This is a genomic window from Actinoallomurus oryzae (genome assembly GCF_039541955.1).
GTDB lineage: Bacteria > Actinomycetota > Actinomycetes > Streptosporangiales > Streptosporangiaceae > Actinoallomurus > Actinoallomurus oryzae.
Window position 1 is genome coordinate 205,064 of sequence record NZ_BAABHF010000054.1, and the last position, 15,341, is coordinate 220,404.

General features: G+C 70.7%; 15 protein-coding genes. 5 read left to right on the forward strand and 10 right to left on the reverse strand.

The features are described from left to right. Window positions 1–36: 36 nt before the first annotated feature. The 3 genes from ABEA10_RS43675 to ABEA10_RS43685 are packed head-to-tail and all read left to right on the forward strand — an operon-like array spanning window position 37 to window position 2,464. Window positions 37–1,074, forward strand: coding sequence for an ABC transporter ATP-binding protein (locus tag ABEA10_RS43675; RefSeq protein ID WP_345474405.1), 1,038 nt, complete (start codon window positions 37–39; stop codon window positions 1,072–1,074). Then, entirely contained in the window at window positions 1,071–1,793 is a 723-nt protein-coding gene (locus tag ABEA10_RS43680; protein WP_345474407.1) for an ABC transporter permease, read from the forward strand. Before ABEA10_RS43675 ends, ABEA10_RS43680 begins: the two co-directional genes overlap by 4 nt. Then, window positions 1,793–2,464 carry an ABC transporter permease gene (locus ABEA10_RS43685; protein ID WP_345474409.1) on the forward strand — a complete coding sequence of 224 codons (672 nt, stop codon included), beginning with the start codon at window positions 1,793–1,795 and terminating at the stop codon, window positions 2,462–2,464. The genes ABEA10_RS43680 and ABEA10_RS43685 overlap by 1 nt, the downstream gene beginning before the upstream one ends. A gap of 91 nt (window positions 2,465–2,555) precedes the next feature. Here ABEA10_RS43685 and ABEA10_RS43690 read toward each other — a convergent pair whose 3' ends face one another. From ABEA10_RS43690 to ABEA10_RS43710, 5 genes are all read right to left on the reverse strand, one after another. Then, the gene (locus tag ABEA10_RS43690; protein ID WP_345474410.1) at window positions 2,556–2,960 is read right to left on the reverse strand and encodes a spore-associated protein A; all 405 of its coding nucleotides are present in this window, start codon (window positions 2,958–2,960) and stop codon (window positions 2,556–2,558) included. A 202-nt stretch (window positions 2,961–3,162) separates the two neighbouring features. Further along, window positions 3,163–6,423 carry a GH92 family glycosyl hydrolase gene (locus ABEA10_RS43695; protein ID WP_345474413.1) on the reverse strand — a complete coding sequence of 1,087 codons (3,261 nt, stop codon included), beginning with the start codon at window positions 6,421–6,423 and terminating at the stop codon, window positions 3,163–3,165. A 187-nt stretch (window positions 6,424–6,610) separates the two neighbouring features. Then, window positions 6,611–6,877, reverse strand: a complete 267-nt coding sequence (locus ABEA10_RS43700) for a glycosyl hydrolase (RefSeq protein WP_345474415.1) — start codon at window positions 6,875–6,877, stop codon at window positions 6,611–6,613. Next, entirely contained in the window at window positions 6,844–7,224 is a 381-nt protein-coding gene (locus ABEA10_RS43705; RefSeq protein WP_345474417.1) for a hypothetical protein, read from the reverse strand. The genes ABEA10_RS43700 and ABEA10_RS43705 overlap by 34 nt, the downstream gene beginning before the upstream one ends. A gap of 14 nt (window positions 7,225–7,238) precedes the next feature. Further along, a complete protein-coding gene (locus ABEA10_RS43710) occupies window positions 7,239–7,772 on the reverse strand; it encodes a hypothetical protein (RefSeq protein WP_345474418.1) in 534 nt (177 codons plus the stop codon). Window positions 7,773–8,326: 554 nt separating this feature from the next. On the opposite strand from ABEA10_RS43710, the gene ABEA10_RS43715 reads away from it, so the two are divergent. Then, window positions 8,327–10,753: a lamin tail domain-containing protein gene (locus tag ABEA10_RS43715; protein WP_345474420.1), complete on the forward strand. Its 2,427-nt coding sequence runs from the start codon at window positions 8,327–8,329 to the stop codon at window positions 10,751–10,753. A gap of 146 nt (window positions 10,754–10,899) precedes the next feature. Here the strand turns inward: ABEA10_RS43715 and ABEA10_RS43720 are convergent, their stop codons facing one another. From ABEA10_RS43720 to ABEA10_RS43730, 3 genes are all read right to left on the reverse strand, one after another. Further along, on the reverse strand, window positions 10,900–11,937 hold the full coding sequence (locus ABEA10_RS43720) for a phosphatidylinositol-specific phospholipase C domain-containing protein (RefSeq protein ID WP_345474422.1): 1,038 nt from the start codon (window positions 11,935–11,937) through the stop codon (window positions 10,900–10,902). A 135-nt stretch (window positions 11,938–12,072) separates the two neighbouring features. Then, window positions 12,073–12,198: a hypothetical protein gene (locus ABEA10_RS43725; protein WP_345474424.1), complete on the reverse strand. Its 126-nt coding sequence runs from the start codon at window positions 12,196–12,198 to the stop codon at window positions 12,073–12,075. Between the two features lie 249 nt (window positions 12,199–12,447). Next, complete coding sequence (locus ABEA10_RS43730) at window positions 12,448–13,173, reverse strand: helix-turn-helix transcriptional regulator (protein WP_345474426.1); 726 nt, start codon at window positions 13,171–13,173, stop codon at window positions 12,448–12,450. Between the two features lie 63 nt (window positions 13,174–13,236). On the opposite strand from ABEA10_RS43730, the gene ABEA10_RS43735 reads away from it, so the two are divergent. Further along, on the forward strand, window positions 13,237–14,082 hold the full coding sequence (locus tag ABEA10_RS43735) for an NAD(P)H-binding protein (RefSeq protein ID WP_345474428.1): 846 nt from the start codon (window positions 13,237–13,239) through the stop codon (window positions 14,080–14,082). A 7-nt stretch (window positions 14,083–14,089) separates the two neighbouring features. Here the strand turns inward: ABEA10_RS43735 and ABEA10_RS43740 are convergent, their stop codons facing one another. Together ABEA10_RS43740 and ABEA10_RS43745 are read right to left on the reverse strand one after the other, a co-directional pair. Further along, window positions 14,090–14,317, reverse strand: a complete 228-nt coding sequence (locus ABEA10_RS43740) for a biotin/lipoyl-containing protein (RefSeq protein ID WP_345474430.1) — start codon at window positions 14,315–14,317, stop codon at window positions 14,090–14,092. Next, window positions 14,314–15,339: an alpha-ketoacid dehydrogenase subunit beta gene (locus ABEA10_RS43745; RefSeq protein ID WP_329259387.1), complete on the reverse strand. Its 1,026-nt coding sequence runs from the start codon at window positions 15,337–15,339 to the stop codon at window positions 14,314–14,316. Before ABEA10_RS43745 ends, ABEA10_RS43740 begins: the two co-directional genes overlap by 4 nt. Between the last annotated feature and the right edge of the window lie 2 nt (window positions 15,340–15,341).

The window sequence follows — 15,341 nt, forward strand, 5'->3', positions numbered from 1 at the left end:
GCGCCTGCCGACGGACGTACGAACGGAGAGGACCTGATGGCGAACCAAGGGCACAGCGCGGCCGAGATCGTCTTCGACCGGGCGACCAAGGTGTACCGGGGCGCCCCGGGCCCCGCCGTGGACGGACTGTCGATGACAGTACCGGCCGGAGAGATCTGCGTGCTGCTCGGCCCCTCCGGCAGCGGCAAGACGACCGCTCTGACCATGGTCAACCGTCTGGTCGAGCTGACCTCGGGTGACATCCGCATCGACGGCGTCAGCGTGGGTGAGCAGGACGCCACGGGCCTGCGCCGCCGCATCGGCTACGTCATCCAGCAGATCGGGCTGTTCCCGCACATGACCATCGAGGAGAACGTGGCCACCGTGCCGCAGGTCCTCGGCTGGAAGCGCGACCGCGTCCGCGACCGCGTGCGCGAACTGCTCGACCTCGTCGGGCTCCCGCCCCGGGAGTACGGCGGCCGCTATCCGGCTCAGCTGTCGGGCGGGCAGCGCCAGCGGGTGGGCATCGCACGGGCGCTCGCCGCGGACCCGCCGGTGATGCTCATGGACGAACCCTTCGGCGCGCTCGACCCGATCACCCGCGAGCGCATTCAGGATGAGTTCCTGCGGCTGCACGAGCAGGTCCGCAAGACCACCCTCTTCGTCAGCCATGACATGGACGAGGCGGTCAAGATGGGCGATCGCATCGCGATCTTCCGCGAGGGCGGCCATCTGGTGCAGTACGACACGCCCGAACGGATTCTCACCGCTCCCGTCGACGACTTCGTCGCTCGCTTCGTCGGAGCCGACCGGGGGCTGAAGGCGCTCACCCTGCGGCGTCTGGCCGACCTCGCGCTGGAACCCGCGGGCGCCGCACCGGACACGGCGCCGCTCGCGGCCACGGAGACCCTCCACACGGCCCTGTCCGCTCTGATGGCGTCCAGTGCGGACCGGCTGCCCGTCGCGGACGGCGACGGACGCGTCGTCGGCACCGTGACCCTCGACCTCATCCGCGCGGAGGCCGGCCGGCCGTCGCCGGACGAGGACCACCGGGCCGAAGCGGACGCCGGCCCGGCCGACGGGGAGGTCGCATGATCCTCGCCGCCGGACCCCATCCGGTGATCCCCGACTTCGGGCACGTCAGCCGCTGCGTCCAGGACAACGGCTTCTTCTGCGCCGACTGGTTCACCGCCAACTGGGACAGCGTGTTCTGGCCCGCGCTGGTCGAGCACGTACGGCTCACCGTCATGGCGGTGGGAATCGGTTTCGTCCTGGCCTTCGCGGCGGCCCTGCTGGCCCACTTCAAGGGCTGGCTGGAACGGCCGGTCGGCGGGTTCACCGCGTTCCTGTACACGATCCCGCCGCTGGCGCTGTTCGAGCTGCTCGTGCCGGGCACCGGCGTCTCCGTGCTCACCGTGGAGATCGCGCTGGTCGCCTACACGCTCATGGTGCTGTTCAAGAACACCCTGACCGGCCTTCGCGAGGTGCCGCCCGACGTCCGGCGCGTCGGTGAGGGGATGGGGCTGACGCGCCGGCAGATCCTGCTGCGGATCGAACTCCCCCTGGCGATCCCCTCGATCCTCAGCGGCCTGCGCGTCGCGACCGTCACGACGATCAGCACGGTCGAGATCGCGGCGTTCATCATCGACCAGGGACTCGGGTCGCCGATCCTGCAGGGTCTGCAGTCGCCCTTCAACACCCAGTTCGTGGCCGCCGGCGCCCTCGCCGTCGCGCTCGCGCTCGCCGCGGACGGTCTGATCGTCCTCGTCGGCCGCCTGCTCACCCCGTGGACTCACGCGCGGAGGGCCGTCTGATGCACACCTTCCTCGACAGCTTCACCTTCATGGGCGGGCATCTCGGCCTGCTGCTCGGCAAGGCCTGGAGCCATCTCGTGCTCTCCGCGGCGGCGTTCGCGGTCGCGCTGGTCATCGCCGCGCCGCTGGGCGTCTGGCTCGGTCACCGGCGCAAGGGAGGCTTCATCGCGATCAGCGTCTCCAACGTGGGACGCGCGCTGCCCAGCCTCGCGCTCATCGCCATCTTCCTCGGCCTGCTCGGCATCGGGTTCACCAACGTCCTCGTCGCATTGGTGATCATGGCGGTGCCGCCCATCCTCACCAACGCCTACCTCGCCGTGGAGCAGGTGGACACCGACCTCGTACGGGCGGCTCGTGGCATGGGTCTCACCTCGTGGCAGATCCTGTTCCGCATCGAGTTGCCCCTCGCGCTGCCCGTGCTGTTCACCGGTATCCGCATCGCGGTGGTGTACGTCATCTCCAGCGCCACGCTGGCCGCGGTCGCCGGCGGCGGCGGTCTGGGCGACATCATCCTCAACCAGGTCGCCTACGGCCTCTCCGGCGTGATCGCGGCGGCTCTGTGGGTCGCGGTGCTCGCCCTCGTGGCGGACGCGCTGCTCGGCGGGGTGCGCAAGCTCCTCACTCCGCGCGGAGTCCGGCATCTGGGCAACGGCGGCGGCTCGGACCGCTGAGCCATCCGTCGGCGTCACCGGCAGCGACTCCCCGAACCGAGAAGGCGGGCAGGGCGCGCCCTGCCCGCCCGCCGATGACGTCGGGGTACGGTCAGCCGCAGTGCTCCCAGCCGGACTGATAGCTGCTCATGTCGTACACCCCGCCCCACGTGATGCACTTCCCCGCGGCGGAGCGCTTCACCGGACCCGCGTAGTACGAGTAGTGACCCGCGTCCTCCTGGTAGTAGTCGTCGCCCGCCGCCTTGATGTTGGCGGTGACGAAAAGGGTGTTCGAGCTGTCCTTCCAGGTGACGACGCAGTTGGTGCTGCCGTTGTACATCAGGTAGATGGTGGCCTTGCCCAGGTCGTGCGAGTCGATGACGTGGTACGAGCCGCCGCCGCACGCCGCGATCGGTGACGAGGCCGCCATGGCGGCACTGCCGGGGAGCAGAGACGTGGTGGCGAGTACGGCTCCTGTGGCGAGCGCGAGCGCCGCTCCTCGACGGAGATTGGGCACTGGGTTCTCCTGCCTGTATGAATCCTCAGCGGTAAAAATGCATGCTTGTTATACATATCCGTTATGGTCCTCGTCAAGATCGACTTTTCGGCCCGGCCGACCTCGGCTTCGCCGGGCGACGGCGCCTCGATCGACGGCGTCTCGGTCGACGGCATGAAAAGAGGCCGGGGCCGTGACGGCCCCGGCCTCGCGACTTACCGGGTCAGCCGGCCGCGATGGCGAAGATGCCGATCGAGCCCCGGCTCAGGGACGGCGGCAGCGTCACACTCGCCACCGTCTTTCCACTGCTGATCGGGATGGTCTGGGCGAAGACGTACGTCTTGACGTTGTCCTTTCCGCTCGTGTGGTTGCGGTACGCGGCGCTCGCCGCGATCACGTTGCCGAACTGCGGAGTACCGCTGCCCGCCGACAGCGTCCAGTCGCTGAAGCCGAACGAGGCGGTGGACGTCGACCCGTCCGTGTACGTGATCGTCGCCGTGCCGGTCGAGCCGTCCGTGCCCGCGTTGTACGCGCTGCCCAGGAAGCCCAGCTTCGTCGCTCCCGCGGGGGCGCTCACCGGGACGGTCTGGCCGCCCACCGTGATGTTGTCCGGTTTGCCGGCCGGAGTGTCGGGCCACGTGTAGGTGAGCCCGCCCGCCGTCACCGAGGCGCCGGGCGCCAGGCCCGCCGCGGTCAGTGCCTGCTCGGAGTAGCTCCAGCCCCCGCCGTCATAGTTCGCCGAGGAGGTGGCGCTGTCGTCGCTGATGCCGGTGTTGTCGAAGAACGGGCCCAGGTCGCCCGGCTTGGCCACGATGACCGACAGCGACACCGGGAGGATCTTCCCCGCCGCGCTGGTCAGCGTGAACTTCACCGGATAGTTCCCGTCGACGTCGCCGGCCGCCACGGACACGTCCGCGCTCGCGCTGCCGTCCGGTGACACCTTGAGCGTCCCGCTCGACGGGCTGACCGTGACCCCCGACGGCGCCGAGGCGGTCCACTGCACCTGCTGGTCGGCCGAGGCGACCGACGTGACCTTCAGCGTCGTCTTCGACGACTCGCCCGGCGAGAGGATCAGGGACGACGGGCTCGCCGAGCCGGTGGCGGCGAACGTCGGGCCGTACGACGGCGGGGCATTCTCCGCCCCGGTCCCCCAGGACGTCTCCGCGGTGCTCATCTTCCAGTCGAGCGTCGCGCCCTTGGCCAGCGTCGAGAAGGGCACGTACAGCTTGCTGTTCGCCCTTCCGTTGATCTTCATGGACTTGACGTAGTACTCCGACGGCGAGGCGCCCGGAGCGTTGATCGTGATGGTCTTCCCGCTGGGCAGCGAGATGGTGGCCTTGGGGAAGCCGGGGCTGCCGAAGACCAGCGTGTCGCTGCCCGGGTTCTCCGGGTACATCCCCAGCATCGCCCAGACGAACGCGGAGCTGTTGGCTCCCAGATCGTCGTTGTCCGGCAGACCGGACGGACCGGGCAGGTAGAGGCCGTACCGCAGGGTGTTGGCGGCCTGCTGAGCCCCGGCCGGGTCGTTCGCGTAGTCCAGGGCGTACTGCTCACCGAAGCTGAACTCGTTGGACAGCTGGGCGTACTCGCCGTACCCGTCCGGCCGGGACAGGAACTTGCGCAGCGCCGGCTTGACCTTCGACGGGCCGCCCAGGAGCGAGAACAGACCGGCGTAGTCGTTCGGCACGTCCCACAGGTACTCCTCCGCGCTTCCCTCGATGTAGTGGCTGGTCGTCGACGGCGTGATGCCGCTCAGGAACGCGCCGTTCTTCAGGCGCGGCGTCAGCAGGCCCGTCGAGGTGTTGAAGACGTTCGCCCAGTTGTTCGCCCGGTCCTGCAGCTTCGCCGCGTTGGCGGAGTCGCCGAGTGACGCCGCGAAGCGCGACAGCGCGAAGTCCGCGTTGTCGTACTCCAGGAGCGAGGACACCTGGGCGTGCGGGTTGCAGCAGCCGTACGTCCCGTCTTCGGGCATGTAGCCGTACTGCTCCTCCAGCGCCTCACCCGGCCGTACGTCGTTGACCGAGAAGGCCTGTTTGAGCATGTCGGCCAGCGCCGTCTTGGTGTCGAAGTCCTTCGCGCCGAACGCGTAGTAGTCGGCGATCAGGGCCGTGCCCGGGTCGCCGGCCATCACCCAGTTGTCCAGATGCAGGTAGCCCCACTGCTGGATGATGCCGTTCTCGGCGTAGTAGTTGACCTGGGACTGCGCCTGGTCGCCGGCCTCCTTCGGCGTCAGCATCGCCTGGAGCTGGGCGAGCGAGTGGTAGGTGTCCCAGCCGGAGTACATGCCGTACTGCTGCTTCTGACGCCCCGACACCGAGTGCACCTTGACGTCGGAGCCCATGAACTGGCCGTTGACGTCGCTGGTGATGTTCGGCTGGAGGAAGTCCTTGTACAGCAGGCTGTAGAACTCCTGCGTGGTCGACGCCTGGCCGCCGGAGACCTTGATCCGGCCCAGCAGGGTGTTCCAGGACCTCTGCGCGGCCTTCTTGACCGCGTCGAAGTTCCAGCCCGGGTTCTCCGTACGCCAGTTCAGGTTCGCGTTGTCGGCGCTCACGTACGAGATGCCGACCTTCGCCTGGACCGTCGGGGTCTTGGTGGCGTCGAACCCGACCGACACCGCCTGTGGGCTCGAACCCGATCCCGTGATCACCTTCGACGTGGTGAACGGGTGGTCGAAGACGATGTCGAAGTAGACCGTGTACGGGTGCGAGTCGCCGCAGAAACCGCCGCTCGTCTCCGAGCCCTTGATCTCGTTGTCGCCGACGATCTGGCCGCTGGTGGCCGAGACGGGGTTCTGGCTGTCCATCAGCTTGATGAGGAAGCCGGCCTGCGTGGTGGAGGGGAAGGTGAAGCGCCCCATCGCGCTGTGCGGCGTCTCGGTCAGTTGCGTGGTGATGGTGTCGGGCAGGTTGCTCTGCGCCGAGTAGTACCCGGCCTGAGCGACCTCCCCGGCGTTGGTGAACGCGGTGGTGGCGTCGTTGGGGTCGCCGCTCGGCAGGTCACCGGTGATCGGCAGGATCGGCACGTCCTGGGCCGCGCCGCAGCCGGGGCCGCTGACGTGCGTGAGGCTGTAGCCGGTGAGCTGCTCGTCGCCGTAGTTGTAACCGCCGCCCGCGTTCCGGTGCGGCATGGTGTCGGGACTCCACTGGATCATCCCGTACGGCACGTCGGCGCCGGGGAAGGTGTTGCCGCCGCCGGTCGTCCAGGTACGCGTGTCGACGAGCGTCGCGGGGTCGCTCACGGACGCGAGGGTCGAGGTGTCCTTGGCGGCCTTCGGCAGGGCCTTGGCGCTCAAGGGTTTCGGACAGTCGATCAGACGCCCGTCGGCCGCCTTGGCGCAGGTGACCGTACGGGCGTTGTGAAGCTGGGATCCGGTGCTGGGTGAAGGTTTCGGGCCCTGCGCCATGGCGGGAAGGCCGCTGCCGAGGACCGCTGCCGTGGCGAGTGCCACCGCGGTCGCCAGGCGCGCCGCCGGTCGCCTCATGTGCTCCCCTTTCGATTAATGACAACGTTGTCAACCTCCGGCATCGTGATCCTTAGCCACAAAGCGGTCAATCCGTAACGGTTAAAGACTCTCGTCACGGCCAAAAGCGGACACGGGGCTGGACACAGGTCCGGAGGCGTACTAAGCGAGCGCGTCAGGCGGCACGGCGTGAGCTCTCCGGCGGCGGTCAGGGGGCGGTGCGCGGCAGGCCCTGGAAGGCCCGGCCGACGGCCGTCGGCGCGCCCGCCGCGGTGAACAGCCCCGTGCCGCCGTCTTTGGTGGCCGGCAGGGCGAACCAGGCGTGGCGTTCGACGCCGCGCAGGCCCGCGAGCATCGCGGTCGCGGCCTTCCTGAAGGCCGCCTGCTGCCGCCCCGAGGGGTACACCTTGGGCGTGCCGAAGCGGACCAGCGCGAACTCCGTCAGCCGGATCGGCTTGTGGTAGCGCGCGTACACCGCCCGCACGTAGCGGCGAAGCTGACCGGCAGGCTCCGCGCCTTCACGACGTGCCGCACGCGGGTGCCACTCAGACGTGCGTACGCGCCGGGGCTCGCGTGCGCGAGCTCCAGGGGTACGGGGACGAGCGGCAGGGAGGCCAGCAGCCGTTCGGCCGGGATCAGATCCGAGGACCGGTCGGAGCAGCCCGTGCACCCACGGATGTGCCGGGCGAACCGCTTGCGCCACAGCGGCGCGGGTCGCCCGTCCCAGTCCGCCGCGACGATGTTGTAGAGGAGCGGCAGGCACCCCGAGGCCAGGTCGGCGAGCGCCCGTTCGTCCGGTTTTTCCGCCGGACCCTCCCGCACCCCGCCGCCGAGCGTCAGTTCAGGTCGGCGCGCGCCTGAGCCTCGCGCGCGCCCGCCCTCCCGGGGCCGGTCTCGCCCGGGTACCGCCGGGCGACCGCCTCGGCGAACGATTCCAGCCGCTCCCGCAGGTCTCCCGCGACCAGTGCCGCCTCACGGAGAATCGCGACGGCCGCGTCGACCCCGGAGGCGGAGTCCTCCCCGATGCGATGAACCTCTCTGGGCGGCGACACGAGCGTGACCGGCACCGGCGCCCGGACATGGAGCAAGAAGCGATAGCTCCAGTCATCTCCGTCGTCGACGAATTCCAGCGCCACTTCGGCGTTCTCCGCGGGCACCAGAATTCCGCTCTGGACCTGGGCGCAGCGCACCAGAGAGGCGACGGCGTCCTCCTGACCTGGTTCGCGAGGGTGCCAGTCCATGCCGATCTGCGGCATCGACACGGCCACCGGATCGTCGGCTCCGCCATTCATCTCGGCGAGCTCATAGGCCATCACCAGACTTGTCACCCAGTCACGCGCCGCCTCCTCATTGAGGGTGAATGTCGTCATTTCTGTGTCCGTTCTCGTTATTCGTGCCGACCGCGACGGAGGCTCCGCGCGGGTCTCTGTTCGTTTCCGTCATCCGTCGCGCGCCGCGCCCCCGCCCCGGCGTCCCGCGGGTGCCGATCGGTGCCGCGCCGCCGCGACGTGCGCGGACCATGGACATGGCCACGTACGACGGCTCGCCGTCGTTGTACCCCTCCGGCTCCCGCTCGCCCATGGCGACCGGGAAAGCGGCGCGCGGGCCCACCGCGGGAGAGGCACCGGCCGCTTCCGGCCACCTCGCGGGACGGCGCGACGGCCCCGGGCGTAGCGGAGGCGGGGCGGTGGCCGCGTCGGCAGAAGTCGCCGGTCCTCGGCGTGTCCGTTGGGCGGGTTCCCTCACTCTCCGGCACCTTCGTATCCACGCGCTCACGCTGCGCTTTCCGGACGCCTGACCGGCCGTTACGGCAGGAGCCGCCGTATCCCGGCCGTTGGCGAGAAATACGCCGGCGCGCCATTTCGTCGCGGTCATTCGCCCACCATCATGGGTGACCGACATAAAACGGTCATCGGAGGATCTCTTGCGCGTCCATGTCTTGCCCGGGCTGACGCGGGCGACCGCGGGTACCGCCGTCTGCGGTCTCGTGCTCGCCGCGCTGGTCGCCGGCGGCGACGCACCGGCGTCCGCAACGCCGGCGACGTCGGTGGTGATCAACGAGGTGTACGGCGGCGGAGGGAACTCGGGCGCCACCTACACCAACGACTTCATCGAGCTCACGAACCGGAGCGACGCCGCGGTGAGCCTCGACGGCTGGTCGGTCCAGTACCACTCCGGTGGCGCGACCGGCACGTGGCAGGTCACCCCGCTCAGCGGTTCGATCGCCCCGGGCGGCTTCTACCTGGTCGGCGAGGCGAAGGGCGCCGGCGGCACCCAGGCACTGCCGACGACGCAGGCGAGCGGCGGCATCGCGATGTCCGCCACCTCCGGCACGGTCGCGCTCGTCTCCGGCACCACGGCGCTGACCTGCGCGGACCCGGCGAGCTGCCAGAGTGCCTCGGCCGACCTGGTCGGCTACGGCACGGCGGCGCTGCGGGAGACGGCCCCGGCCGCGGGCGCGTCCAACACCGCCTCCGTGCAACGCTCCGGCAAGGCGGACAGCGACGACAACTCCGCCGACTTCACCGCGGGCGACCCGACGCCCGGCGCCGCCAACACCGGCGGAGGCGAAGGGGACGGTGGAGGCGGCGAGCCCGGCCCGCTGCGCATCCACGACATCCAGGGCGCGGGCTGGCTCTCCCCGCACGGCAACGAGCACGTCACGAACGTGCCCGGCGTGGTGACCGCGATCCGTACGGCGGGCAGCAGCCGCGGCTACTGGATCCAGGACCCCACGCCGGACGCGGACCCGGCCACCAGCGAGGGCCTGTTCGTCTACTCCACCTCGCCCGGCGTGGTGGTCGGCGACTCCGTCCTCGTCTCGGGCACGGTCAAGGACTACTACCCGCTCGCGAGCGGCGACACGGTCCAGAAGACCTCGAACCTGTCGGTGACCGAGATCAGCGGCGCGTCGGTGAGCGTCCTGTCCCACGGCAACGCCCTGCCGGCCGCAGAGGTCATCACGCCCTCCACGGTGCCGTCGGCGTACGCTCCGGATCTCGGCGGGGCGAACATCGAGTCGACGCCGGTCACGCCGGGCCGTTCGGCGCTGGACTTCTGGGAGTCGCGCGAGGGCATGCGCGTCGAGGTCGACGACGCCCGCGTGGTCGGTCCCTCCAACGACTACGGCGAGCAGTACGTCACGACCAAGCCGTCACAGGCGCCGACGTACCGCGGCGGCACCGAGCTGCGCGCCGAGAACGCCGTGCCGTCCGGCCGGGTCGAGGTCGTCCCGGTGGACGGGAGCAGCCCGGGCGTCTCGGTCGGCGACGTCTTCCAGGGCGCGACCGCCGGACCGGTCGACTACTCGCTGTACGGCGGTTACACGATCGCCGCGACCCAGGTCGGCACCGTCCGGCACAAGAACCTGCCTCCCGTCGTCGCCACGCCGCAGAGCCGTAAGCAGCTCGCGGTCGCGACGTACAACGTGGAGAACCTCGCGCCCGGCGACCCGGCCGCCAAGTTCACGCGACTGGCCCAGGGCGTCGTGACGAACCTGGCGAAGCCCGACATCGTCGCGGTCGAGGAGGTGCAGGACAACACCGGCGCCACCGATGACGGCGTCGTGGCGGCCGACCAGACCCTGACCAAGCTGACCGCCGCGATCGTCGCGGCGGGCGGGCCGAAGTACGACTGGCGGGAGATCGACCCGGTCGACGACCAGGACGGCGGGCAGCCCGGCGGCAACATCCGGGTGGTGTTCCTGTTCAACCCGGCGCGGGTGTCGTTCGTCGACCGTGGCTCGTCCTCGGTGAACCGCTCGACCGCCCCGACGGCGGTGCAGAAGATCAAGGGCAGGCCGGCGCTCAGCCTGTCGCCGGGCCGCGTGGACCCGGCCGACGCGGCGTGGAACGCCAGCCGCAAGCCGCTCGCGGGCGAGTTCCGCTTCCGCAACGAGCCGGTGTTCGTCATCGCCAACCACTTCGACTCCAAGCTGGGCGACCAGAACGCGGACGGCCGCTTCCAGTACCCCGCGCAGGCGTCGGCCGAACAGCGCGCGGCCCAGGCCACGGCGGTGCACGACTTCGTCGGCCAGATCCAGAAGGTGGACCGGAAGGCGAACGTGGTGGTGCTCGGCGACCTGAACGACTACCAGTTCAGCCCGGCGCTGTCCGTCCTGCGGACCGGCTCGCCCACCGGCCACGGCCGGCCGATCCTCACCGACCTGATCAGCACGCTGCCCCGGGACGAGCAGTACACCTACGTGTTCGACGGCATCTCCGAGGTGCTCGACCACATCCTGGTGAGCCCCGGCGTACGCGGGGTGCGGTACCAGGTGGTCCACATCAACGCCGAGTACACCGGACAGACGAGCGACCACGACCCCCAGGTCCTGCGCCTGACTCCTTAGGAGCGGAACGACCTGGCGGCGGGCGGGGACTCCCCCGCCCGCCGCCGCGTTTCCCCGCACGTCACTCGACCTCGCCTCCGGCGGCGACCGAGCCACATACGCGAGACCTCCCGGCGCGTGTCCGCGCCGGGAGGTCTTTCATCTCGTCAGCCGCGCGGCAGGACTTCCGACATCACGGACGGCAGGCCGTACCAGTCGCACGACACGATGCTCGCGTGGTCGCCGGCCAGCTCGGCGACCCGGTCCTTGGCGTCCGCCACCGGCGGGTCGGTGTCGGACAGGGCCGGTGGCACGTTGTGGGCGTCGGTCATCGTCAGCAGGTAGTGGTTCGTGTCGTACCAGGAGGTGTCGACTCCGCTCACGTAGGTCGCGGCGTCGCCGTCGAAGACCACGAACCACGGCCGGATGCTCGCGTCGGTGTACTGCGCGCGAGGGTCTCCGGTCAGCGCGCCGAGCACGGCGGGGAAGGTCGTGGCGGTCCGGAGATTCCCGGCCGCCTTGAGGTTCTTCAGGTATGTGGCGTACTCGACGTCCGTGTGCAGCCGGTCGGTCGGGTTGGCCAGCTCGACCGTGCCGGGGATGACGTACACGATGACCTTGCCGACCAGCGCGGACCGGCTCGGCCAGGCGTTCGCCGTCGCGGCCTCGTCGAGGGTCGCGTGGGATCCGAGCAGGTCGGCGGGCCGGAAGAGGGTGTCTCCGAGATGGGAGTTCAGCACGGCGTCGAATGCGCTCGGCCCCATCCCGTAATTGTTCTGGAAACCGGCCTTCAGCTCCACCTTGACGAAGACGGGCCCCTGGGTGGGATGCGCGGCGAGCCAGTACTTGATGTCGTCCAGGCACGAGCCGAGGTCTTTGTTGGCACTGCCGGAATAGATGTCGGCGGAACTCGAAGCGTCGACGCAGTTGTTGTCGTTGCTGGTCGGCTTGTCGTGGCTGACCTTCCACTCACGGGTGAAGATGTCGTCCCACGCGTCCAGTTCGACCATGGAGGCGCCCGCGTCGAGCGCCTGCGCCAGGTAGGGGAAGTCCGCCTTGTTGTAGGCGTTGTGCAGTCCGACGACGGTCGTCTGGGCCGCGGACACGGCGTCGGAACGCGCCGGGGCTCCGGGCCAGGCCGTCACCGCCAGAACGGCGGCCGAAACGGCGGTAACGGCCCGGCGAGCGATTCGGTGGAACGACATCAAGCCTCCCGAGGGCAGCGGGGAATCCAGGGAGTCGATTCGCGCACCGGGGACGCTAAACCGGATTACGAGGAAAGGGAAGGACTTCTGGATGAACGATTTGCCATCGGTTGTCGGCAACAGTCACCATTGATGTCACCAGAACGGCTCGCCGGCGTTCCGGCGTTCGATCAGGTCCCGGCCGGCACGCCAGCCGACGAGATCGTGGTAGGCGTCGGAGCGCTTCTCGACGATGGGGACGCCGGGAGCGTGCGCGCGCATCGCCGCCCGCAACCGGGCCGGGCGGCGCCCTCGAGGATCATCGCGGCGATGGCGGTGCGCCGGAACCTCGCGACGTACGGCGGCCGGCCGTCCAGGCCCACGGTCACGGTCAGCCTCCCGCACCATTCGGCGAACCCGTATCGGGCCATGGCGCGGCTCGCGCTCCGAACGCGCGCCCGATCCAGCTTCGCGACGATCGCCGATGGTGTCCATGCGGACGGGGAAACACCCCCGCCCGTTCGGCGGCTCTCAGCAGCGTTGGAGGGCGGGGAGGCGGCCGGCGAAGAACGCTCCGGGAGGCACGCCCATCAGGCTGCGAAACTCCGCGGTCATGTGGGACTGGTCGTAGTAGCCGGTGGCCGCTGCGAGCTGGGCCAGGCCCGAGGAACGACCGCCATGGGCGAGCGCGTCGCGGAGGCGGGCGATGCGGGCGAAGGACTTGGGCGTGAGCCCGGCGTCCTCGGTGAGCAGGTCGCGGAGGTGGCGTTCGCTGACGCCCATCCGCGGGGCGAGGTCGCTCAGGCGCTCCCGCCCCCGGGCGGACAACGCCATGGCGGCGGCGCCGACCAGTCCGTCGCGAACGGCCGGGCCGCGCATCCGGGCGTCCAGGGCCGTCTCCAGCTGCTCCAGGATGAGGCGGCGGTCGCCGTCGAGGCGGGTCAGCCGGCGTTCGAGGCGGACGGCGGCGCCGCCCCACAGCTCGGCGAGCGGCGTCGTCCGGTCCACCAGCGCGCTGATCGGCACCCCCAGCAGCGGCCGGGCCGTACCGGGCCGCAGCCGCACCCGGACGCAGACCGCCAGGTCCTTGCCGGCGAAGTAGGCCGCCCGGGTGCGCGGACCCACCACGACCAGGTCACCGCGGCCGTCCGCCCTCGTGCGGAACACCAGCGCGGTGGCGGTGTCCGGGAGGTGCACGAGCGGGTCGCCGGCGCCGCCGCTGAGGTCGTGGGCTTCCTCGATCAACGCACTGGCCATGGCCAGACGGTACCGCCGATTTTTCCAAGAACGGCCGGTACGGGTGCTGGCAGCGTGGTGGCCATGATCCTGGTCACGGGTGCCACGGGCACCATCGGCAGAGAAGTGGTCCGGCTGCTGGCGGCCGGCGGTGCGCGGACGCGTGCGATGACGCGCGACCCCGCCAAGGCGGCGTCGCCGCCCGCCGGCGTCGAGGTCGTACGGGGAGACTTCGACGACCCGTCGTCGCTGGCGGACGCGGCGAAGGGCGCCGAGGCGGTGTTCATGCTGAGCGCGCCGGGGCCCTGGGTGGAACGGCACGACGAGGCGATCCTCGCCGCGGCGCGGGAGGCGGGCGCGCGCAGGGTGGTCAAGCTGTCGGCGATCGGCACGGGCGACCACCCGGGCGTCGGCGACTGGCATCTCCCCGGAGAGCGGGCCGTACGGTCGAGCGGCCTGGCGTGGGCGATCCTGCGGCCGTCCAGCTTCGCCTCCAACGTGCTGGGCTGGGCCGCGGCGATCCGCTCCGGCGCGCCGGTCCCGAACCCGATGGGCGAGGGCGCCCAGGGCGTCGTCGACCCCCGCGACGTCGCCGAGGTCGCCGCACGGGCCCTGACCTCGCCGGACCTCGACGGGCACGTCCACACGCTGACCGGCCCGGAGGCGCTGAGCGTGCCGGACCTGGCCGCGCGGCTCGGCGAGGCCCTCGGCCGTACGGTCGCGACCGCCGAGCTGTCGCCGGAGGAGTACCGCGACCGTCTGCGCGGCGCCGGCCTGGACCCGGTGTTCGTCGAGAGCGCGGTCGGCGGCGCGCGCCTCGTCGCCGCCGGCGGCAACGCGACGCTGACCGACGACGTCGAGCGGATCCTCGGCCGGCCGCCCCGCGCGTTCGTCACGTGGGTCCACGACCACCGCGCCGCGTTCGCCTGACCGGCGGCTACTCGATCCGGGCGATCACCGCGCCCCGCCGCCTGACGTCGCCCTCCCCGGCCAGGAGATGGATCACGCCGGTGGCGGGCGCGGTGAGCTCCAGGTCCACCTTGTCCACGGCGACCTCGGCGATCAGCGCGCCCTCGTTCACGCGTTCGCCGTCGTGCACGAACCAGGTCGCGAGGACGCCCTCCGCGTCCGCGTCGCCGACCGGGGGGAACAGGACGTCGGTCATCGGCCCGCCGTACGCAGAATCGCCGCGCGGATCCGGGACCGGGTCGGCAGGACCGCGTACTCCAGCGACCGCGCGTACGGGATCGGCACGTCCGGGACCGCCACGCGGGCGGCGGGGGCGCGTAGCAGCGACGGGTCCGCCTCCGCCACGCGGGCGACGATCTCACCCGACAGGCCGTAGGACAGGTAGTCCTCATCGACCACGACCAGGCGGCCTGTGCGGCCGACCGACTCCAGGATCGTCCCGGTGTCCAGCGGTACGAGGCCGCGTAGGTCGATGACCTCGCAGTCGACGCCCTCGGCGGCGAGTTCGCCGGCCACGTCGAGCGCGTGGTGGACCGACAGCGACAGCGTCACGACCGTCACGTCCGTGCCCGGCCGTACGACGCGCGCCCGGCCGATCTCCACCTCGTACGGCTCCTCCGGGACGGGCTCGACCGAGCGCGGGTTCTTCGCCATCCACGGCAGGCCCATGATCCCCTTGTGGAACATGTAGACGACCGGATCGTCGTCGCGGATCGCGGCGATCATCAGGCCTTTGGCGTCCGCCGGCGTGCTGGGCACGACGACCTTCATGCCGGGCAGGTGGGCGAAGGTCCCCCACAGGCACTGGGAGTGCTGGGCGCCGTCGGAGTAGCCGCCGCCGACCGCCGTGGTCAGCACCATCGGCACCCGCACGTTCCCGCCGCTCTCAAAATGGATCTTGGCCATGTGGTTGTAGATCTGGTCCATGCAGACGCCGAAGAAGTCGGCGAACATCAGCTCGACGATCGGCCGCATGCCCTCGACCGCCGCGCCGACGGCGGTGCCGATGAAGGCGGTCTCGGAGATGGGCGTGTCCAGCACGCGCTCGGGCCCGAAGCGTTCGAGCAGGCCGGTCGTGGAGCCGAAGATGCCGCCGTACGCGCCGACGTCCTCGCCGAGGACGAAGACGTCCGGGTCGCGCTCCATCTCCTGGGCGATCCCCTCGACCATCGCCTTGGCCGTGGTGAGGCGCCGGGTCGTCGCGCCGGTGAGCGTCATGG